The 19843-nt window shown below is 65.1% G+C and carries 17 protein-coding genes; 6 read left to right on the top strand and 11 right to left on the bottom strand.

Going from position 1 to position 19843, the window contains the following annotated elements:
• On the top strand, positions 1–469 hold a 469-nt coding region (locus VNQ78_RS02745), incomplete at its 5' end, for a CocE/NonD family hydrolase (RefSeq protein WP_325686342.1).
• 70 nt (positions 470–539) lie between these two features.
• Here VNQ78_RS02745 and VNQ78_RS02750 read toward each other — a convergent pair.
• The 7 genes from VNQ78_RS02750 to VNQ78_RS02780 are packed head-to-tail and all read right to left on the bottom strand — an operon-like array spanning position 540 to position 8761.
• A complete protein-coding gene (locus tag VNQ78_RS02750; RefSeq protein ID WP_325686344.1) occupies positions 540–1439 on the bottom strand; it encodes an alpha/beta hydrolase in 900 nt (299 codons plus the stop codon).
• Positions 1436–3034, bottom strand: coding sequence for an ABC transporter ATP-binding protein (locus tag VNQ78_RS02755; RefSeq protein WP_325686346.1), 1599 nt, complete (start codon positions 3032–3034; stop codon positions 1436–1438). The genes VNQ78_RS02750 and VNQ78_RS02755 overlap by 4 nt, the downstream gene beginning before the upstream one ends.
• A 3-nt stretch (positions 3035–3037) precedes the next feature.
• Positions 3038–3859: an ABC transporter permease gene (locus VNQ78_RS02760; protein ID WP_325686348.1), complete on the bottom strand. Its 822-nt coding sequence runs from the start codon at positions 3857–3859 to the stop codon at positions 3038–3040.
• Positions 3860–3862: 3 nt separating this feature from the next.
• The gene (locus VNQ78_RS02765; protein ID WP_325686350.1) at positions 3863–4837 is read right to left on the bottom strand and encodes an ABC transporter permease; all 975 of its coding nucleotides are present in this window, start codon (positions 4835–4837) and stop codon (positions 3863–3865) included.
• On the bottom strand, positions 4834–6288 hold the full coding sequence (locus tag VNQ78_RS02770; RefSeq protein ID WP_325686352.1) for a carnitine 3-dehydrogenase: 1455 nt from the start codon (positions 6286–6288) through the stop codon (positions 4834–4836). Before VNQ78_RS02770 ends, VNQ78_RS02765 begins: the two co-directional genes overlap by 4 nt.
• Entirely contained in the window at positions 6285–7838 is a 1554-nt protein-coding gene (locus VNQ78_RS02775) for an ABC transporter substrate-binding protein (RefSeq protein ID WP_325686354.1), read from the bottom strand. The genes VNQ78_RS02770 and VNQ78_RS02775 overlap by 4 nt, the downstream gene beginning before the upstream one ends.
• Positions 7839–7873: 35 nt before the next feature.
• Positions 7874–8761, bottom strand: a complete 888-nt coding sequence (locus VNQ78_RS02780; RefSeq protein WP_325686356.1) for a 3-keto-5-aminohexanoate cleavage protein — start codon at positions 8759–8761, stop codon at positions 7874–7876.
• A gap of 81 nt (positions 8762–8842) precedes the next feature.
• On the opposite strand from VNQ78_RS02780, the gene VNQ78_RS02785 reads away from it, so the two are divergent.
• Entirely contained in the window at positions 8843–9784 is a 942-nt protein-coding gene (locus VNQ78_RS02785; RefSeq protein WP_325686358.1) for a GlxA family transcriptional regulator, read from the top strand.
• On the opposite strand, the gene VNQ78_RS02790 is transcribed toward VNQ78_RS02785, so the two are convergent.
• Genes VNQ78_RS02790 through VNQ78_RS02800 form a run of 3 tightly spaced genes read right to left on the bottom strand, consistent with a single transcriptional unit; the run spans position 9781 to position 13744 of the window.
• Positions 9781–10560 carry a carnitinyl-CoA dehydratase gene (locus VNQ78_RS02790; protein WP_325686360.1) on the bottom strand — a complete coding sequence of 260 codons (780 nt, stop codon included), beginning with the start codon at positions 10558–10560 and terminating at the stop codon, positions 9781–9783. The genes VNQ78_RS02785 and VNQ78_RS02790 overlap by 4 nt on opposite strands.
• A complete protein-coding gene (locus VNQ78_RS02795; RefSeq protein WP_325686362.1) occupies positions 10557–12584 on the bottom strand; it encodes an acetate--CoA ligase family protein in 2028 nt (675 codons plus the stop codon). Before VNQ78_RS02795 ends, VNQ78_RS02790 begins: the two co-directional genes overlap by 4 nt.
• Complete coding sequence (locus tag VNQ78_RS02800) at positions 12584–13744, bottom strand: acyl-CoA dehydrogenase family protein (RefSeq protein WP_325686364.1); 1161 nt, start codon at positions 13742–13744, stop codon at positions 12584–12586. Before VNQ78_RS02800 ends, VNQ78_RS02795 begins: the two co-directional genes overlap by 1 nt.
• Positions 13745–13814: 70 nt before the next feature.
• On the opposite strand from VNQ78_RS02800, the gene VNQ78_RS02805 reads away from it, so the two are divergent.
• Positions 13815–14765, top strand: a complete 951-nt coding sequence (locus VNQ78_RS02805) for a GlxA family transcriptional regulator (RefSeq protein ID WP_325686366.1) — start codon at positions 13815–13817, stop codon at positions 14763–14765.
• A gap of 200 nt (positions 14766–14965) precedes the next feature.
• Here the strand turns inward: VNQ78_RS02805 and VNQ78_RS02810 are convergent, their stop codons facing one another.
• Complete coding sequence (locus VNQ78_RS02810) at positions 14966–15736, bottom strand: IclR family transcriptional regulator (protein ID WP_325686368.1); 771 nt, start codon at positions 15734–15736, stop codon at positions 14966–14968.
• A gap of 214 nt (positions 15737–15950) precedes the next feature.
• Here VNQ78_RS02810 and VNQ78_RS02815 point away from each other — a divergent pair, with 214 nt between their 5' ends.
• From VNQ78_RS02815 to VNQ78_RS02825, 3 genes are all read left to right on the top strand, one after another.
• Complete coding sequence (locus VNQ78_RS02815; RefSeq protein WP_325686370.1) at positions 15951–17396, top strand: NAD-dependent succinate-semialdehyde dehydrogenase; 1446 nt, start codon at positions 15951–15953, stop codon at positions 17394–17396.
• Positions 17397–17824: 428 nt separating this feature from the next.
• Positions 17825–18271, top strand: a complete 447-nt coding sequence (locus VNQ78_RS02820) for a tripartite tricarboxylate transporter TctB family protein (protein WP_325686372.1) — start codon at positions 17825–17827, stop codon at positions 18269–18271.
• Position 18272: 1 nt separating this feature from the next.
• Positions 18273–19778, top strand: a complete 1506-nt coding sequence (locus VNQ78_RS02825) for a tripartite tricarboxylate transporter permease (RefSeq protein ID WP_325686374.1) — start codon at positions 18273–18275, stop codon at positions 19776–19778.
• Positions 19779–19843: the final 65 nt, after the last annotated feature.

Raw genomic sequence — 19843 nt, forward strand, 5'->3', positions numbered from 1 at the left:
GCGCCCCGACGTGCTGAGCTTCGAGACCGCGCCGCTGGCCGAGGATCTGGCCGTGGTCGGCCCGGTGGTGGTTCGGCTTGAGGTTTCGACCGATGCGCCGGACACGGATTTCACCGCGAAGCTGGTCGACGTCTATCCGCCCAGCCCGGATTACCCGCGCGGCTATGCGCTGATCATCTCGGACGGGATCTTCCGCCTGCGCTATCGCAAGGGCTGGGACCGGCCCGAGCCGGTCGCGCCGGATGAAGGGATCATGGAGATCGAGATCAACCCCTTCGCCACGGCGAACCTGTTTGCCAAGGGGCACCGGCTGCGGCTGGACATCTCGTCCTCGAACTATCCGAAATTCGACGTGAACCCGAATACCGGCGCGCCCGAGGGCACCTCGCGCATGACCCGGATCGCCCGGAACCAGGTCCATCTGGGGCAGGGCACCCGGATCGAGCTGATGCGCCTGCCGCAAGGCTGAGGCTTTTCGCCCCGCCCGCGACCAGCGTGTCGATGTCGTCGCCGCGTCATGGAGTTCCTTCAAGAATATGTCACGCGGCAGGCCATCCCGGTCCGGTATGTCCTGCGGAGAGGCCGATCGCGGCGAGGATGGTCTGAAAGCTGCGCCGGGCGCGGTCGCTTTCGCGCCGGGCCCGCAGATAGCCGTGGGGGAGTTCCGGCTCGTTGCGATAGCGCACGGGCACGCCCGCCTCGCGCAGCCGCGTGGCGTAAAGCCTGGCGTCGTCGCGCAGGGGGTCTACGTCGGCGCTGATGATGAATGCGGGGGCGCAGCCGCGCAGGTCCGATACCAGCAACGGCGCGGCCATCGGGTCGGTTGGCGGCTCGTCGCCGTGCAGCGCGCGACGATAGACAACAAGGTCGCTGGTCCGCAGCAGCGGTGCCTCGGCGTTCTCGGCATAGGACGGCGCATCGCCCATGCCCCCGAGCCCCGGATAGATCAGCACCTGCGCGAGTGGCGGATGCCCGCCGCGTTCCGAGAGGCACAGCGCCGCCGCCAACAAGCCGCCGGCGCTGTCACCGGCCACGATCCCGGGGCGTGAGATCGCACGCCAGACTGCCTGCACATCCGCGAGGGGCGCGGGCCAGCGATGCTCGGGCGCCAGCCGGTAATCCACCGCAATCACCTGCAAGCCGGTGGCATCCGCGATCTCGGCGCAGATATCGTCATGACTGTCCAGACCGCCGACCATGAAGCCGCCGCCATGCAGGTAAAGCACGAAGACTTCGGACGGTGCGCCATAAAACCGGCAGGGGACGCCCGCGACGCGGCGATCCATGACTGCCAGCCCATCGGGGCGCGGGGCGCGGAAGCGGGCGCACATCGCGTCATAGTGGCGGCGATTATCGGCGGCGCTGGCCTGGTTCGCGTCGGCGGGATAAGCGGCCTCGGTCCGGGCGATGAAATCCAGCACCTGCGGATCGCGGATCATCGGACACCCTCGGCGATGCGCCGGGTCAGCCAATCGGGATCGGGCTGCGGGACCGAGGCCAGAAGCTGCCTCGTATAATCGTGCCGGGGCTGGTCCATCACCGCCGAGCGCGTGCCGCTGTCCATCACCCGTCCGTTGCGCATGACCACCACCTCATCGGCGATGGCGCGAACGGTTTCGATGTCATGGGTAATGAACATGTAGGACAGCCCCTGTTCGTCCTGCAGCCGGCTCAGCAGCCTCAGGATGCCTTCGGCCACCAAATGGTCCAGCGCGCTGGTCACCTCGTCGCAGATGATGAAGCGCGGTTCGGCGGCCAAAGCGCGGGCGATGCCGATGCGCTGTTTCTGCCCACCCGACAGTTCACCCGGGCGGCGGTCGAGAAAGCGCCTCGGCTCCAGCTCGATCTGGTCCATCAGCTGGTGCAGGCGCTCGTCCCGGGCGCGGCCGGTCAGGCCCAGATAGAAACCCAGCGGCCGCGACAGGATCTGGCGGATGGTCTGGCGCGGGTTCAGCGCGGTATCGGCCATCTGGTAGATCATCTGCACCATGCGCAATTGCTCGCGCGAGCGGTCGGCGAGGCGCGGGGGCAGCGGTTGGCCGTCCAGCTCGACCCGACCGGCTCTGGGCGGCAGCAGGCCGGTGATGACCCGCGCCGTGGTGGATTTGCCCGAGCCGGATTCCCCCACTACCGCCACCGTCGCCCCGCTTGGCACGGCGAAATCGACATCCTCCAGCACGTTCCGCGTGCCATAGCTTGCCGTCACCCCGGCCACGCGGATCACCGGGCCTCCGCCGGGTAGTTCCCGCGCCGGGCGCCGAAACTCGCGCACTGCCCAAAGCGAGCGGGTGTAGTCCTGGGACGGGGCGGACATCATCTCGCGGGTCGGCGCCTCCTCGACCTCGCGGCCGTGGCGCATGACCTTGATGCGGTCGGCCATCTGCGCGACCACGGCCAGATCGTGGGTGATATAGATCGCGGCGGCTCCGTAGCTTTCCACCGCTTGCCGGATCGCGGCCAGCACGCCGATCTGCGTGGTCACGTCCAGCGCCGTCGTCGGCTCGTCAAAGACGATCAGATCGGGGCGGCAGGCCATCGCCATGGCGACCATGGCCCGCTGCAACTGCCCGCCCGAGACCTGATGCGGAAAGCGCAACCCGAACCGGTCGGGCTCGGGCAGCGACATCTGGGCGTAGAGTTCGCGGGCGAGGGCCTCGGCCTCGGACCGCGAGGCGGTATGGTGGATCTTCGGCCCCTCGCAGAACTGGTCGATCAGCCGCCAGGCCGGATTGAAGCTGGCCGCGGCCGATTGCGCGACATAGGCGACGCGGCGGCCCCGGAAGGCGGCGCGGCGGGCATCCGGCAAGGCCAGCAGATCGGTGCCGTCGAAACGCACGCTGCCGCCCGCGAAACGCAGCCCCGGCGCGACATAGCCCATTGCGGCCAGCCCCAGCGTCGATTTGCCGGCGCCGGATTCGCCGATCAGCCCGACCACCTCGCCCTGGTTCACGGTCAGATCGACCCCGTGCAGGATCGGGGTCCAGCCGGCCTCGCCCCTCGCCTCGATCTTCAGGTCGCGGATGTCGAGCAGCATGGTTTACTCCTTCAGGCCCGAGGCGCGGTGCAAGAGCCAATCGACCACGAAATTGACCGAGACCGTCAGCAGCGCGATGCAGGCGGCGGGCAGTAGCGGCGTGGAATCGCCGAAGGTGATCAGGGCCGCATTGTCGCGCACCATGCCGCCCCAGTCGGCCATCGGCGGCGGCAATCCCAGCCCCAGAAAGCTGAGCGCCGAGATGGTCAGGAAGACGAAGCAGAAGCGCAGCCCGAACTCGGCGATCAGCGGCGCGGTGATATTGGGCAGAACCTCATGGCGGATGATCCACCATGTGCCTTCGCCGCGCAGCCGGGCGGCCTCGACATAATCCATGACCATGATGTTCATTGCCGAGGCCCGGGCCAGCCGGAAGACCCGGGTGGCGTCCAGCACGGCGATGACCATGATCAGGTTCCAGATCCCCGGCCCCAGCGCCGACAGCGCCAGCAACGTGAAGATCAGCGAGGGCACGGCCATCAGCACATCGACCAGCCGCGATAGCAGCATATCGACCCAGCCGGGCAGCGCCGCGGCCAGAAGCCCGGCAATCGACCCCAGCAGGAAGGCCAGCAGCGTCGTCAGCAAGGCGACGCCCACGGTATTGCGCGCCCCCCAGATCAGCCGCGACAGCATGTCCCGGCCCAGATTGTCGGTGCCGAGCAGGTAATCTCCGCCCCATGGCAGGAACTGGTCGCCGACGATCTGCGCCTCGCCATAGGGGGCGATCAGGGGGGCGAGAATGCCGACCAGCGCATAGGCCACGATGAGGACCAGCCCCAGCAGGGCGGTAGGCGGGATCTGCCGCAGCGAGGCAAGTGTCATGTCTTACCTCGGATGCAGCAGGCGCGGATTGGTCGCAATGGCCAGCACATCCGCGATCAGGTTCAGCAACACATAGACCGCCGCGAAGATCAGCGCACAGGCCTGCACCACCGGCATATCGCGGTTGCTGACGCTGTCCACCATCAGCTGGCCGAGGCCGGGATAGACGAAGACCACCTCGACGATGACGACGCCGGTGATCAGCCAGGCGACGTTCAGCGCGATGACGTTGATGATCGGCGCCAGCGCATTGGGCAGCGCGTGCCGGGTAATGATCCGCCAGCGCGACACGCCCTTCAGCCGCGCCATGGCGATATAGGGCGCGCCCAGCACATTGACCACTGCCGCCCGTGTCATCCGCATCATATGTGCCGTCACGACCAGCACCAGCGTCACGGCGGGCAGGAAGGCCTTGCCCAGCAGGTCCGCCAGCGAAGGGTTCGCGCCGGGGTCGGCCATCGACGGGAACCAGCCCAGCCGCACCGACAGCCAGAACATCAGGATATAGGCGATGAAGAACTCGGGGAACGAAATCGCCGAGAGGCTGATCACGTTCACGCAGCGATCGAACCACGATCCGCGCCACAGCGCCGCCAGCAGGCCAAGGGTCACCGCCAGCGGCACCGCGATCACCGCCGCATAGGCGGCAAGGAGCATGGTATTGCCCAGCCGCGCCGCCAGAAGGTCGGCGACCGGGCGGCCATTGGCCAGCGAGCGGCCGAAATCCCCGGTCAGGATGCCGCCGATCCAGGCGAAATAGCGGGTGATCAGCGGCTGGTCCAAGCCCAGTTCCCGGCGCAGCGCCGCCACGGTTTCCGTGGTCGCCGACTGGCCCAGGATCTGCTGGGCGATGTCGCCCGGCAGCAGGCTGACCGCCAGAAACACCAGAACCGAGATCACCAGCAGCGTGAACAGCCCGATCCCCAGCCGCATCAGGATCATCCGGCGCAGCGGGTGGTCGCGCGGCCCGCCGCTCATGTCGCGACCTCGCGCGGGCGGATGTCGCGGATGCCCCTGCCTGCGTGATCGGGATGGGCGCCGGCGTCCTGCGCCGCGATCCGGTCCAGCGCTTGCAGCAGCCCGTCGGGCAAGGGGGTGGCGCGGCCCTGATCGGTGCTGACATGCATCAGCATGTGTTCGGCGGTGGCGGCCTCGGTGCCGTCCTCGCGCAGGATGGCGTGATGCAGGCGGATGCGCTTGGCGTCATGGCCCAGCAGCCGGGTTTCGACCATCAGCTGCTCGTTCGCGCCGATCTCGGCCAGATGGCGGATATGGGTCTCGACCGTATAGGCCGAGAAGCCGGCATTGCGATAAGCCTCGCCCAGACCGATATGGATCAGGAACGCATCGGTCGCATCGCCGAAGACCTGCAGATAGCGGAATTCGGTCATATGGCCGTTATAGTCCAGCCACGAGCCACCGACCCGCGCCCGGTGCAGGCGCAGGGGATAGCCCGAGGGCGCCTCGACCTGACGGGCATAAAGCCGGTTCTCGGCCTCGCGCAGCGTCTTGCCGGCCCCCCAGTCATTGGCCTTCAGAGCGTGGAAGATGCCGACCAGATTGTCGTCGCGGATACACTCCAGTTCGCGGATGGAATGGGCGCCGGACTGGGCGTCCGACTGGCTGGCGATGGTGTCGATCAGCGCGTCGTCCAGATCGGGAACATCCATCAGCTTGGTCCAGGGCCATTTCAGCGCCGGACCGAACTGGGCCAGGAAATGCTTCATCCCGGCCTCGCCGCCGGCGATGCGATAGGTCTCGAATAGGCCCATCTGCGCCCAACGCAACCCGAAGCCAAAGCGGATGATGTCGTCGATTTCCTCGGTGGTGGCGATGCCGTCCTTGACCAGCCACAGCGCCTCGCGCCAGACCGCTTCCAGCAGGCGGTCGCCGATATGGGCGTCGATCTCGCGCGCGACGGTGACGGGCTTCATGCCGATCGCCGTCAGGATCGCGCAGGCACGATCCGCCGCCTCGCCGCCGCCCACGACCTCGACCACGGGCAGCAGATAGACCGGGTTGAAGGGATGCGCGACAAGGATCCGGTCGGGATGCCGCGCGCCCTGCCGCAGTTCCGAGGGCTTGAACCCCGAGGTCGAGGAGCAGATCAGCGCCGTTTCAGGCGCCGCCGCCGCGATCTCGGCAATGACGCGATGCTTGAGGTCCAGCCGCTCCGGCACGCTTTCCTGGACGAAATCCGCGCCCGTTACGGCATCGGCGACGGTTTTGGCCCAGATCAGCCGGCCGGGCTCCGGCAGCGGCGCCTGGAACAGCCGGTCATAGGCGCGGCTGGCATTGGCCAGCACCTCGCCCACGATGCGGGCGGCCTCGGGATGGGGGTCGAAGACATGGACGTCATGCCCGTTCAGGATGAAGCGCGCGATCCAGCCTCCGCCGATCACGCCGCCGCCGATTGCCGCGATCTTCATGCCGCATACCACCTTTCGACCAGCTTCCAGCCGTCGAAGAAGCGATCCCCCGCCACCTCGCCATGCGCCACCTTGTCGTTATGCGCATCGACATAATTGACGAAGACCGGGATGATGGTGCCGCCGTCCTGGCTGACCAGCCCCTGCATGTCGGCATAGATCTCGCGGCGCAGATCGTCGTTCAGCTCGGCCCGGGCCTGCAACAGCAATTCGTTGAAGCGGGCATTGTCCCAATGGCTTTCGTTCCATTCGACGCCGCGCGCATAGACGAGGCTGAACATGTCGTCCTCGGTCGGGCGGCCGTTCCAGTAGCCGACGCAGAAGGGTTTCTTCAGCCAGACATTGGACCAGTAGCCGTCCTCGGGCTCGCGCTTGACGTTGATATTGATGCCCGCCGCCTTGGCCGATTGCTGGAACAACTGCGCCGCGTCCACCGCCCCGGTAAAGGCCGCGTTCGAGGTCGACAGGTCCACCGAAAGCTCGCTGAGCCCGGCCTGTTTCAGATAGTGTTTGGCCTTGTCGGGATCGTAGCTGTTCTGCGGCAGGTCGGCCGAGAAATAGCGGTTCGCCGGCGTGATGGGGCTGTCATTGGCGACCTTGCCATAGCCTCGCAGCACCTTTTCGACGATTTCGTCGCGGTTGATGGCATGTTTCAGCGCCAGCCGGACGTTGACGTCGTTGAAGGGCGCCGCGTCACAGAACATCGGCATGGTGTAATGCGCGGTTCCCGTCGTCTCGACCATGGTGATCCCGGGCCGGCGCTGCAACAGGTGGATGGTCGAGAGGTCCGGGCCGTTGATCGCATCGACCTCGCCCGTCATCAGCGCGTTCTGCCGCGCGGTCGGGTCGTTGATGGTCATCAGCGTCACATCGTCGAACCAGGCGCGGTCCGGCTTCCAGTAGTCGTCGCGCCGCTTCAGGGTGATGCGCACGCCGGGCTCGTGATCGACCAGCGTATAGCCGCCGGTGCCAAGGCCCGATTGCCAGTCGAGCGAGCCGTCCTCCTTGGCGGGCATGATGATGAAATGATAGTCCGAGGTCAGGAAGGCAAAATCCGCATTGCCGCTTTCCAGTTCGAACACCACCACATTGTCGCCATCGGCGCGGATATCCTTGACCTGCGCCAGCGCCCCCTTGGCGCCCGAGACGGAATTCTCGCCCCGGTGATGGTTGAACGAGGCGATGACGTCGCGCGCGGTGACCTTGCGCCCGTCGCCGAAAGCGGCATCGCGGATGCGAAAGGTCCAGATGCGCGCCTCGGCATCGGGCTCATAGCTTTCGGCCAGTTCGGGCACGGCCTGGCCCTTGGCGTCGATCTCGACCAGATTGTTGCAGACTGCCAGCATCGCCGTCACCACCGGGCCGGCGGCAAAGGTCGCCGGGTCGATGGTGTCCGAGGTGGCGCCACCGGAATGACCGATACGGAACTGTCCGCCCTTTTGCGGCGTGGCCTGCGCCCGCGCCCCGCGCGGCAGGATCAGCCCTGCCGCAGTGATTCCCGCCGCACCTGCAAGCAGGCCACGACGCGAGATTCCCTTGTGGATGGTCATGACTTTCTTCTCCCCCTATTGTGGCGCCCGTCCGTTTATCGGCGGGTCAGCTTCAGCTTTTCGCGGACCTCGGCCGGGCCGAGGATACGGCATCCCATATTGGTCAGGATCGTCGCGGCGCGTTCGACCAGATCGCCGTTGCGGGCCAGGACACCGCGATCCAGCCAGATATTGTCCTCAAGACCCACGCGGACATTACCCCCGGCCAGCACCGCCTGTGCGGCATAGGGTATCTGCATCCGCCCGATCGAGAACATGGAATAGACCCAGCCCGGCGGGATGTTGTTGACCATCGCCATCAGGCTGTTCGGGTCGCTGGGCGCGCCGTAGGGAATGCCCATGCAAAGCTGGATCATCACCGGATCGTCGATCAGCCCCTCGTCCACCAGCGTCTTAGCCAGCCACAGATGGCCGGTGTCGAAGACCTCGATTTCCGGGCGCACCCCGGCAGCCTGAATGCGGGCAGCCATGGCGCGCAGGGTGCCGGGCGTGTTGGTCATGACGTAATCGGCCTCGGCGAAATTCATCGTGCCGCAGTCGAGGGTGCAGATCTCGGGCAAAAGCTCCTCGACATGGACCAGCCGCTCGGTGGCGCCGACGATGTCGGATTGCGGCGACAGCGGCAGCGGCGCCTCGGCCGAACCCAGCACGATGTCGCCGCCCATGCCAGCCGTCAGGTTCAGCACCACGTCCACATCCGAGGACCGCACCCGTTCCACCACCTCGCGATACAGCGCCGGATCGCGCGAGGGCGCGCCGGTTTCGGGATCGCGGACATGCACATGCGCGATGGCGGCGCCGGCCCGGGCGGCCTCGATGCAGGCATCGGCGATCTGGGCGGGGGTGATCGGCACGAGATGGGATTTCTTGTGGCTCTGCCCCGATCCGGTGACGGCGCACGTGATGAAGACGTCGTGATTCATCTGATTCCTCGGAGAAGTATTCCCTTCAGGTTACGAGGATTTGGCTGGCATGATATGCGAATTAGGCCATAATATTTGCTTATGCAGTCAATATCGCCGTTTCACCTGACTTTCCTGCTGCTCGACGGCTTTTCCAACATGGTGCTGGCCAGCGCGATCGAGCCGTTGCGCGCGGCCCGCGATCTCAGCGGGAAACGGCTGTTTTCATGGCAGGTCGCCTCGGTCGATGGTGGGCCGGCGGTCAGCTCCTCACGCCTGTCCTTGGGGGTGGATATCCCCCTATCCCGCGTCGGTGCGACGGATGGGCTGATCGTGGTCGCGGGCTATGGAGCGCGGGATCATGCCCGGCGCGAGACATTGCAACTGGTGCGTTCCAAGGGGCGTGGCCTTCCGGTGGTTGGCGGGATCGACACCGGCGCCTGGCTGCTGGCCGAGGCTGGGCTGCTTGCGGGGCGTCGCGCGTCCATTCATTGGATGGAGGCGCAGGCCATGGCGGAAGCCTTCCCCGAGGTCGATGTCGTGCAGTCCGAATGGGTCGCCGACGGCAATACCGTGACCTGCGGCGGGGCGCAGGGGGTGCTCTCATGGTCGCTGGATCTGATCGGCCGCCACGGTGACGAGGCGCTGCGTTATGACGTTGCCAATATGTTTGGCCGCAGCCAGATGCGGATGCCGGAGAGCGGCAGCAACCGGATGGTGGACCGCGCATTGCCCCCCGGTCTTCAGCGCGCAGTGCTGGCCATGCGGGAGACCGCGGAAAACCCAAAGCCGCTGGCCGCGATCGCCGCGCGTGCGGCACTGTCGCCGCGCACGATGGACCGGCTGTTCCACAAGCATCTGGGCATGGCGGCAGGCGGCTATTATCGCACCATCCGCATGTCCCACGCCCGCGCGCTGGCCATCGAGACGGGCCATACTCTGGATGAGATCGCGGCGCGCACCGGGTTTTCCTCTGCCACCACGTTGGCCCGTGCCTATCGTGCGAGCTTCGGACAGACCATTCGGGCGACTCGGCGCAGCTAGCGCCCTTTCCAGACCGGATCACGTTTCTCGGCGAATGCGCGCGCCCCTTCCAGTTGATCCTCGGAACGGTAGAGCCGTTCGACGGTCTCCAGTTGGCTCTTGGTGATGCGGTTCAGCGCGTCCTGGAACTTCATGTCCTCGGCCTCGCGGACGATTTCCTTGATCGCTGCGAAAACCAGCGGTGGGCCCGAGGACAGTTCGTCGGCGAGCGCCCGGGCGGCGGCCATCAGCCCGTCGGCGGGGAGGATGCGGTTGATAAGGCCCCAGCGCGCGGCCTCATCGGCATCCAGCCAGCGTCCGGTCAGCAGCATCTCCATCGCGATGTGATAGGGGATGCGCTTCGGGAGCTTGATCGAGGCCGCGTCGGCGACGGTGCCCGAGCGGATCTCGGGCAAAGCGAAACGCGCATGTTCAGCGGCGAGGATGATGTCCCCCGACAGCGCCAGTTCCAACCCGCCGCCGCAGCAGATGCCATTCACCGCCACGATCACCGGCTTGTTCAGACCGCGCAGCTCCTGCAAGCCGCCAAACCCTCCGACACCATAGTCGCCATCCACTGAATCGCCGCCCGCCGCCGCCTTCAAGTCCCAGCCGGGGCAGAAAAACTTCTCGCCCGCGGCTGTCAGGATGGCGACGCGCAGGTCGGGGTCATCGCGGAAACGGGTAAAGACCTCGCCCATGATGCGGCTGGTGGCAAGGTCGATGGCATTGGCCTTGGGCCGGTTCAGAGTGACCTCCAGCACATGACCGCGCGTCTCGGTTCGGATCGGGTTCATGGCAGCTCCCTTCGGATCAGCGCATCTACGGCGACGGCATCGTGTTCGCGGCAGATGAGCGGGTTGATTTCAATTTCGGTCAGTCCCGGCGTGGTGCGAACATAGTCCTGCACCGCCATGACGGCATCGGCGATGGCATCCAGGTTGGCGGGTGGCGCGCCGCGCCAGCCTTGCAGCAGCGGCCAGATTTTCAACCCGCGCAAAATGGCGATCACGTCATCGCGCGAGACCGGAAGCAGAGCCGAGGCGCTGTCGCGCAAAAGCTCGGTCAGCACACCGCCGGAACCGATGGTCAGCAGCCAGCCATGCGCCGGGTCGCGCGTGACGCCGATCAGGATTTCGGCGAGGCCCCCGGTCACCATTTCCTCGATCAGGAAAGATGTCGCGCCCATGCGGCGTGCCGCTGCCCTGACCGCCTCGGCATCGTTCAGGCTCAGGACGACGGCGCCAGCCTCGGTCTTATGGGCAAAGCCCTCGCCCTTGAGCGCCACCGGAAAGCCGGGCGCCTCGGCAGCGGCTTCCTCGGGCGAGGTTACCCGGCGCGAGGCCGGGACGCGCAGACCGTGGGCCGCCAGCTCGGCCTTGGCCTGCGCCTCGGTCATGAGCGCGGGCAACACCGCCGGATCGGGGGGCAGGGGCCAGACCGGCTCAGGTTTGCCGGGCAGCGGGCTCGCGGCAAGCGCGATGGCGGTCATCGCTTCCGTTATGCCGCAAAGCGGGGTGATGCCCATGGCGATGCAGCGCCGCGCGACCTCCTCCGGCAGGTTCTCGGGCAGCGAGGCGATCAGCGCCAGCGGCATCGCGGGTGCCGGGCTGCCGGTCAGGGAGGCATCCATCGCCGCCACCACCTCGTCCCACGCGCCGACCGTGCATCGGTCGGCGCGGGGAAAGTCCAGCACGACGCAGGCCATGGCCAATGTCGGGTCGGCGACAGCGCGAAAGCAGGCCGCCATCGCGTCACGGTCACCCCAGACATAGGTGTTATAGTCCAGCGGATTGGAAAGCGCGACCTTGGGCCCGAGCGCCTGGCGCAGGGCGCATTTCTGGACCGCATTCAGCGCGGGAAACTCCACGCCATGCGCCAGTCCGGCATCGGCCATCAGGCTGGCCTCTCCGCCCGAACAGGACAAGGACGCGATGCGGCGCGAGGCCAGAGGCCCCGCCACATGCAAGAGCTTCAGCGTTTCCAGCAGGGCCGGCAGGCTGTCGACCTGCGCGATCCCCAGTCGGCGCAGCAATGCACGGCCACCCGCATCCGACCCGGCCAGCGAGGCGGTATGCGACACCGTCGCCGTCTGGGCCTGCGCCGAGGCGCCGACCTTCAGCGCCACGATGCGCTTGCCCAAAGCACGCGCGGTGGCGGCCAGCGCCTCGAAGCCGGGCACATCGCCGATGCCCTCGATATGCAGGCCAAGCGCGGTGACGCGCGGATCCGCCAGCAGCACCTTTCCGACCTCGGCAAAGCCCAACCGGGCCTGATTGCCCAGGGTAACGACATAGCCGAGCGGCAGGCCCCGCCGCTGCATGGTCAGGTTGATCGCGATATTCGAGGACTGGGTGATGATGGCGACACCCCGGTCCACGCGCTCGCAGCCATGCTGGTCGGGCCAGAGCGCAGCACCATCCAGCGCGTTGATGAAACCGTAACAGTTCGGTCCCAGGAACGGCATGTCACCCGCTGCCGCGACGAGGCGCTCCTGCATGGAGGCGCCATCGGCCAGCTCGGCGGTGGCCTCGCGGAAACCGGCGGCAAAGCAGACCGCGCCGCCTGCCCTCATCGTCGCCAACTCGGTCATCACTGAAATGGAGCTGTCGCGGTTCACGCCGACAAAGACCGCGTCCGGGGGCGATGGCAGGTCGGCCAGCCGGGCAAAGGCGCGCAGCCCGCCGATTTCGGCCTTGCCGGGGTTGACCGGCCAGATCGGCCCATCAAAGCCGATGCGCTGGGAGGCGCTGATGATATTCCCGCACCACCCGCTGCCACCGATGGCGGCGATAGAGCGGGGACGAAACAACCGCTCCATCACGCCCCCAAAGGCCGGAACAGCTCGCGCCCGATGATATGGCGCTGGATCTCTGACGTGCCGTCCCAGATCCGCTCGACACGGGCATCACGCCAGAAGCGTTCGACAGGGAAATCGTCCATCAGCCCCATGCCGCCATGGATCTGCAGCGTCGCATCGGTGACGCGGGCCAGCATCTCGGATGCATAAAGCTTGGCGCTGGCAATCTCGCGGTTCGCGGGCAGGTTCTGGTCCAGCCGCCACGCGCCGGAAAGCGTCAGCCAGTCGGCGGCGTCGATCTCGGTGATCATGTCCGCGATCTGGAAGCTGATGCCCTGAAACCGGGCGATGGGCTGGCCGAACTGCTGCCGCTCTGCCGCATAGCTGACGGCATGGTCAAAGCAGCGCCTCGCCCGCCCGACGCAGAAGGCCGCGACCGTCAATCGCGTGGCATAGAGCCATTCGTTCATCACCGCAAAGCCGCCATCGACCTCGCCCAGCACCTGCGTATCCGGCAGGCGGCAACCGTCGAAATACAGCGTGTAATTGCGATAGCCGCGATGCGAAACCGAGTTGTAGCCGTCGCGCACCTCGAATCCCGGCGTGCCGCGATCGACCAGAAAGCAGGTGATGCGCTTTTTCGGTCCCTGCGGCGTGTCGTCCAACCCGGTCGCCACGAAGACAATGAAGAAATCCGCATGTTCCGCACCGGAGATGAAGTGTTTCGAGCCATTCACCACCCAGTCGCCGCCATCGCGCACCGCCGTGCATTTCATGCCGCGCACGTCCGAACCCGCGTCAGGCTCGGTCATGGCCAGCGCGTCCATCCGCTCGCCCCGCACGGTGGGCAGCAGGTAACGTTCGCGCTGCTCGTCCTTGCAGGCCATCAGGATATTCTGCGGCCGGCCAAAGAAATGCGTCAGCGCCATCGAGCCGCGACCCAGCTCGCGCTCAACCAGCGTCATGCTCAGATGCGACAGGCCGGCGCCACCGACCTCCTCCGGGAAGTTGCAGGCATAGAAGCCCAGTTCGATGACCTTGCGCTTGATCTCTTCGCCAAGTTCACGCGGCACCTGACCCGTCCGTTCGACCAGCACCTCATGCGGGTAGATCTCGTTTTCCACGAAACTGCGCACGGTGGAAACGATCATCTGCTGTTCATCGTCCAGCCCGAAATCCATGAAGAAACCCCTTGTCGATTCGACTTCAGGATGGAACATCTCGGCGGAGGGCATCATGCAGGATTGGCCAATGGTCATGCAGAGTTGGAATGAAAAAGATCCAGCTTGGCAGGTCGACGTGTTGCTCTTCGACCATTTCTCGAACCATTGTTTGGCCAATGCGATCGAGCCATTGCGCGCCGCCAATACCCTTTCGCGCAAATCGCTGTATCGCTGGCGCTTCCTTGGTATCGACGGGGCGCCGGTGCAGTCCTCCAGCGGGTTGCCGGTGACGCCCGAGGCCGCATTGCGTCATGTGGACGGCGGTGATTGCCTGATCGTCATGCCGAGCTACGGCTTTCGTGCCCATGCCTCGGTCGCCTGTCTGCACGCCTTGCGCGCCGCCGCGCGGCGCTACGGCATGCTGGTCGGCATGGATACCGGCGCATGGTTGCTGGCCGCAGCCGGCCTTCTGGATGGGCGTCGCGCAACCATCCACTGGGACGAGATCGGCACCCTGGCCGAGACCTTCCCCGAGGTCGAGGTCATCTCGGACCGCTTCACCATCGACGGCAACCGGCTGTGCTGCGGCGGCGTGACCACGGCCTTCGACCTCATCCTGCATCTGATCGGCGAACAGCACGGCTCCATGCTGGCGTTGGAGGTCGCCGCATTGTTCATGCACGGCACCCGAGAGCACGCCAGCCAATACCGCGCCACGCCCGACGCCGCCGTCCATGCCGTGGTGTCGCTGATGCGTCGCAACATCGAGGCACCCCTGCCGATCCCCGAGATCGCCGCCCGCGCCGGGCTGAGCCGCAAGCGTCTGGAAACATTGTTTCGCGACCGTCTTCGCATGACCCCGCAGGCCGTCTATCGCGCCATCCGGTTGCGCGAGGCGCGACGGCTGGCTGAATACAGCCGCCAGAGCATCTCGGAGATCGCCAGCCGTTGCGGATATGACGATGCCACGGCGATGACACGCGCCTTTCGGTCGGAATTCGGATGCACTCCCACTTCGTTGAGAGGGTCGGGATTGTAGCGGGGGTATGGAATTTTCGAGGGCTACCACCGGGATCGGTCACGCGGGCGGCTGGAAAAGCCGCAGCTGGAGGTGGGGTCACGGCCGTCGCCAAGTCCATGCAGACCTTTGTTGTCGAGGAGCGCATTGGCGCAATCTGACCCTACCCTCGAGGGGAGAATGCCGCTCGAGGCCGCCGATGCAGTCCGCACATTACCCGGTCAGGGGTTATGAAACGCGAGCCGACTGGCAAGATCCCGAGCGATCTCGGCGAAATGAGCAGGACCGTGCATCTCGGCCTCGGCCTCGGTCATCGAGATAGCCAGACCCGCAGCCACTGCCCCTCCAGCCTCGCGGATCGGCACGCCGACACAGACCATTCCCACCCGGATTTCGCCGCAATCGAGCGCAAAGCCCCGTGCCGCCGCCTCATCCAACTGCGTCTCGAGGCTTTGGGCGTCAGAGACGCTGGCCGGGGTAAAGGCCTCGGGCCAGGTCGTTGGCAGGATCGCCTGCCGCGCGGCGGTGGCAAGCGTCGACAGAATCGCCTTGCCTGTGGCCGAGAAAACTGCAGGCACGCGCATGCCGGTGCGAAAGGTGAAGCCGAGTGGCCGCACCGAGTTGCGGCAGCCGATGTAAACGACATCCGCCTGGTCCAGTACCGAGAGTGTCACCGTATAATCGGCCAGCCGCATATCCTGCGTCATCAGATGGTCGAAGGCGCGGACAAGATCATTGCGGCCGAGATAAGCCGCGCTCCATTGCAGCACATGCGGACCGAGAGCAAACCCCCCGGCCTCGACTTGCAATAGCCCGAGCCGCACCAAGGTTTCGCACAGGCCATGCAGCGTGCTTTTCGCAATCTGGAGGCGTTGCGACAATTCCGACAGGCGTAAGGGCCCCGTCTCCTCCGCCAAAAGGTCAAGCACTGCCACCGCACGGCCAAGGGCTGGCACCACAAGCTTCTGACGCGGAGCAGACAGGTTGTCCATGACTCGATCCTCGTTCGTCCCGGCTTGTAAGGACAGGCCTTCGTTTCCGACAGGTGCGACTGGCTCTGACAAGTTGACAGAAGGCGCCAGGCTTTCTAATGTCCCATCGTTCGGTATATTGATTACTGTTCATAATATCGAACACAACAGCCTGTCAATGAACTTCTATCGCCGCCACGCCTTTGGCTTCATCCGCTCCAACCGGGAATACACCATGCTTCATCTCGCCGATCCGTCGCTTCTGCGTTCAGCCTGCCTCGTGAATGGAGAATGGCGGCAAAGCGTGTCGGGCAGATTGATCGATGTCACCAACCCGGCCGATGGATCGGTCGTGGGGCAAGTGCCTCGCTTTGATCACGATGAGATCGCCGAGGTGATCACGGCCGCCGAGCAGGCGCAGAAACCTTGGGCGGCGCGTACGGCCAAGGACCGCTCGGGCGTTCTGCGCAGATGGTTCGAGCTGATAGTCGCCAATGCCGAAGATATTGCGCTGATCATGACCTCCGAGCAGGGCAAGCCGCTGGCCGAGGCGCGGGGCGAGGTGATCTATGCCGCCTCCTTCATCGAGTGGTTTGCCGAAGAGGCCAAGCGCATCTATGGCGAGACCGTTCCCGCGCCGCTGACGAGTCAACGCATCACGGTGCTGAAGCAGCCGATTGGCGTCACGGCAGCAATTACGCCGTGGAACTTCCCGGCGGCCATGATCACCCGCAAGGTCGGTCCGGCATTGGCGGCGGGCTGCACGATGATCGTTCGTCCAGCCGACCTGACGCCACTGACCGCATTGGCGCTTGGCGCGCTGGCCGAGCGGGCTGGGATACCGGCAGGCGTGTTGCAGATCGTCACGGGATCTTCGACCGGGATCGGCAAGGCACTGACCGAAAGCGATATTGTGCGCAAGCTGTCCTTCACCGGTTCGACCGAGGTGGGCCGGCTGCTGATGGCGCAATGCGCACCGACGATCAAGAAAGTCAGCCTCGAATTGGGGGGCAACGCGCCCTTCATCGTTTTTGACGATGCCGACCTTGATGCGGCGGTCGAAGGGGCGATCATCTCGAAATTCCGCAATGCCGGGCAGACTTGCGTCTGCGCCAATCGCTTTCTGGTCCAGGACGGTGTCTACGATGCCTTCGCCGAGAAGCTGGCCGAGCGCGTTGCGGGTTTGAGAGTCGGAAACGGGATCACGAAGGGCACCGATCTTGGCCCGCTGATCGAGGAAAAGGCGCTGCAGAAAGTCGAGGATCATATTGCCGATGCGCTGTCGAAAGGGGCAGAGCTGGTGCAAGGGGGCAAGCGTCTGGGCGGGCTCTACATGTCACCTGCCGTCGTGACCGGGGTGACCCCGGCGATGAAGGTGGCGCAAGAGGAAACCTTTGGGCCGCTGGCCCCTCTGTTCCGCTTCAAGACCGAGGACGAAGCCTTGCGGCTGGCCAATGACACTATCTTTGGACTGGCCGCCTATTTCTATACCCGCGACCATGCCCGGGTCATTCGCGTCAGCGAGGGGCTGGAATATGGTATGGTTGGCCATAATACCGGCATGATCTCGAATGAGGTGGCTCCGTTCGGCGGGGTCAAACAATCGGGTCTCGGCCGCGAGGGCTCTCACCACGGCATCGAGGACTATCTCGAGATCAAATACATCTGCTCGGCAATCTGAAACAGCAGATCAGGACCAGGTCTTGGGGAGGCTTCATAAATGGGGCCTCGCCCTGTTTGCGGTCGGGGCATCAGTCGGTTCTGTAAGGAAACGACAAGGGGGTCGAGGCTTTCCCTCACCCGTCCGATCGAGGTGAATACCCCCTCTGGATCGACGCGACGTATCTCAAGATCCGCCAGAGCGGCCGGATCACGGCCACGCTCTTGGATTCCTCGAGATGCTGATGAAACCCGCAGGTCACCTGCAAGGCAGAAGCAGGTGAGTCTCAGAAATCCCACAATTCGATAGAGCTATTTTTCATATTGATAATGAAGCCTGCTTGAAGTAGAGCCTGCCCTGCTCTTGGAGAAGGAGCTGGTCACTTTCTTGATCTTGGTCTGCATGACTGCGCCTTCCCCAATGATCTGAAAAGCCTGGGGAGGAGCAAGGTGCTAAACGTTCGGTTATCGCAAGATCTGCTTGCAGCACTGATATTCATTTTGATCGGCAGTTCCGCACTGTGGTTTGGACGGATGCTGGAACCCGGCACTTCGGCCGAGATGGGGCCGGGATATCTGCCCCGCGCCCTCGGCTGGCTCATTCTCGGTTTTGGCATTATCACAATGCTGCGAAGCGTCTGGATCGCGTCGCCGCGTGTGGGAGGCATCAAGCTGCGTCCGATCCTCGTGGTCATGGGCGCGGTGGGTCTGTTTGCCTTGCTTGTCGAGCCAGCTGGTTTCATCCCGGCGAGTGTCGCGGTCGTCTTGCTTTCGACCTTCGGGATGGGTCGCCCCTCGCTGCCATACCTGCTTGGCCAGAGCATCCTGTTGCCGGCTGCGCTGGCGGTCGTCTTTGTGCTGGGCCTGGGCCTGCCCTTCGACCTGTGGTGGTTCTGACATGATGGACCTGTTGAACAATCTCGCCATCGGGTTCTCCGGCGCGGCCACGCTCGAGAATATCCTTTACGCATTCTGTGGCTGTCTTCTGGGCACGCTGGTGGGCGTATTGCCGGGCATCGGCGTTGTGCCCACGGTGGCGATGTTGCTGCCCCTGACCTTCGGGATTGATCCGCTTTCGGGCCTGATCATGCTGGCCGGCATCTATTACGGTGCACAATATGGCGGATCCACCGCGGCAATCCTGGTCCGCATGCCGGGTGAGGCAGGCTCGATCGTGACCGCGATCGACGGCTACGAGATGGCCCGGAAGGGGCGCGCCGGGGCTGCCTTGTCGATCGCCGCGATTGCGTCGTTCTTTGCCGGGACCGTGGCGACACTGCTGATTGCCGGCTTTGCGCCTTCGCTCGCGAAGGTCGCCGCGCTGTTTCATTCCGCCGACTATTTCTCGCTGATGGTGCTGGGCCTGACCATGTCCATCGTCCTTGCCCACGGTTCGATCTTCAAGGCCATCGCAGTGATGCTGATCGGGTTCCTTTTTGGCTTGGTCGGCATCGACATCAATTCGGGCGAGCAGCGTTTCACCTTCGAGCTGCCCGAACTCTGGGAGGGCATCAGCTTTCTTGCCATCTCGATCGGCCTGTTCGGTCTGGTCGAAGTGGTGCGAAATCTGGAATTTCCCGAGCCGACGCTGGGCTCGATCAAGACCTCGCTGCGCGACATCTATCCGACGCGTGAGGAGGTGCGGGACGCGGCGCCTGCCGCAGTCCGGGGCACGTTGGTCGGCTCGATCCTTGGCATTCTGCCCGGCGGAGGGGCCATCCTCGCTTCGTTTGCGAGCTATACGCTTGAGAAGAAGCTGTCGAAGAATCCGGCCAGCTTCGGCAAGGGCGCACCAGCCGGGGTTGCAGCGCCCGAGGCCGCCAACAATGCCGGGGCGCAGACAAGCTTCATCCCGTTGCTGACACTGGGGCTGCCGTCAAATCCGATCATGGCATTGCTGATGGGCGCAATGATGATCCACGGCATCGCGCCCGGCACGGCCGTCATCTCCGACCGACCCGAGCTGTTCTGGGGCCTCGTCGCCTCGATGTGGATCGGAAATCTGCTGCTGGTCGTGCTGAACCTTCCGCTGGTCGGGCTATGGGTCAAGCTGCTGACGATCTCCTACAAGCTGCTCTTTCCGGCGATCATCATGTTCTGCCTGATTGGGGTCTATTCCGAGGGTGGCAATGCCCTCCAGATTCTCCTGCTCGGCGCCTTTACCCTGCTGGGCTATCTGCTGTCGCGCTGCAATTGCGAGCCGGCGCCAATGATCCTTGGCTTTATCCTTGGCCCGATGATGGAGGAGAACCTGCGGCGAGCGCTGACCGTCTCGGAGGGGGATTACTCGATCTTCGTCACGCGGCCCATCTCGCTCTCGCTTCTGATCATGGCGGTGCTGCTTGTGCTGGCGGTCACGTTGCCGGGCCTGCGCAGGTCGCGCGAAGCGGTCTTCGAGGAATAGCGCAAAGGCTTCGTTTTCTGCTCACTATCCTGCCGGGTGCATTCCGGCGGGCCTTCTTCTCAACC

The organism is Paracoccus sp. (in: a-proteobacteria), assembly GCF_035556475.1.
GTDB lineage: Bacteria > Pseudomonadota > Alphaproteobacteria > Rhodobacterales > Rhodobacteraceae > Paracoccus.

Excerpts from the sequence above, each read along its gene's own strand:
- VNQ78_RS02795 (WP_325686362.1), bottom strand. The coding sequence starts at position 12,584 with ATGGAGCGGTTGTTTCGTCCCCGCTCTATCGCCGCCATCGGTGGCAGC.
- VNQ78_RS02815 (WP_325686370.1), top strand. The coding sequence starts at position 15,951 with ATGCTTCATCTCGCCGATCCGTCGCTTCTGCGTTCAGCCTGCCTCGTG.
- VNQ78_RS02800 (WP_325686364.1), bottom strand. The coding sequence starts at position 13,744 with ATGGATTTCGGGCTGGACGATGAACAGCAGATGATCGTTTCCACCGTG.
- VNQ78_RS02765 (WP_325686350.1), bottom strand. The coding sequence starts at position 4,837 with ATGAGCGGCGGGCCGCGCGACCACCCGCTGCGCCGGATGATCCTGATG.
- VNQ78_RS02805 (WP_325686366.1), top strand. The coding sequence starts at position 13,815 with ATGGTCATGCAGAGTTGGAATGAAAAAGATCCAGCTTGGCAGGTCGAC.
- VNQ78_RS02780 (WP_325686356.1), bottom strand. The coding sequence starts at position 8,761 with ATGAATCACGACGTCTTCATCACGTGCGCCGTCACCGGATCGGGGCAG.
- VNQ78_RS02760 (WP_325686348.1), bottom strand. The coding sequence starts at position 3,859 with ATGACACTTGCCTCGCTGCGGCAGATCCCGCCTACCGCCCTGCTGGGG.
- VNQ78_RS02790 (WP_325686360.1), bottom strand. The coding sequence starts at position 10,560 with ATGAACCCGATCCGAACCGAGACGCGCGGTCATGTGCTGGAGGTCACT.
- VNQ78_RS02755 (WP_325686346.1), bottom strand. The coding sequence starts at position 3,034 with ATGCTGCTCGACATCCGCGACCTGAAGATCGAGGCGAGGGGCGAGGCC.
- VNQ78_RS02750 (WP_325686344.1), bottom strand. The coding sequence starts at position 1,439 with ATGATCCGCGATCCGCAGGTGCTGGATTTCATCGCCCGGACCGAGGCC.
- VNQ78_RS02825 (WP_325686374.1), top strand. The coding sequence starts at position 18,273 with ATGATGGACCTGTTGAACAATCTCGCCATCGGGTTCTCCGGCGCGGCC.
- VNQ78_RS02775 (WP_325686354.1), bottom strand. The coding sequence starts at position 7,838 with ATGACCATCCACAAGGGAATCTCGCGTCGTGGCCTGCTTGCAGGTGCG.
- VNQ78_RS02785 (WP_325686358.1), top strand. The coding sequence starts at position 8,843 with ATGCAGTCAATATCGCCGTTTCACCTGACTTTCCTGCTGCTCGACGGC.
- VNQ78_RS02770 (WP_325686352.1), bottom strand. The coding sequence starts at position 6,288 with ATGAAGATCGCGGCAATCGGCGGCGGCGTGATCGGCGGAGGCTGGATC.
- VNQ78_RS02810 (WP_325686368.1), bottom strand. The coding sequence starts at position 15,736 with ATGGACAACCTGTCTGCTCCGCGTCAGAAGCTTGTGGTGCCAGCCCTT.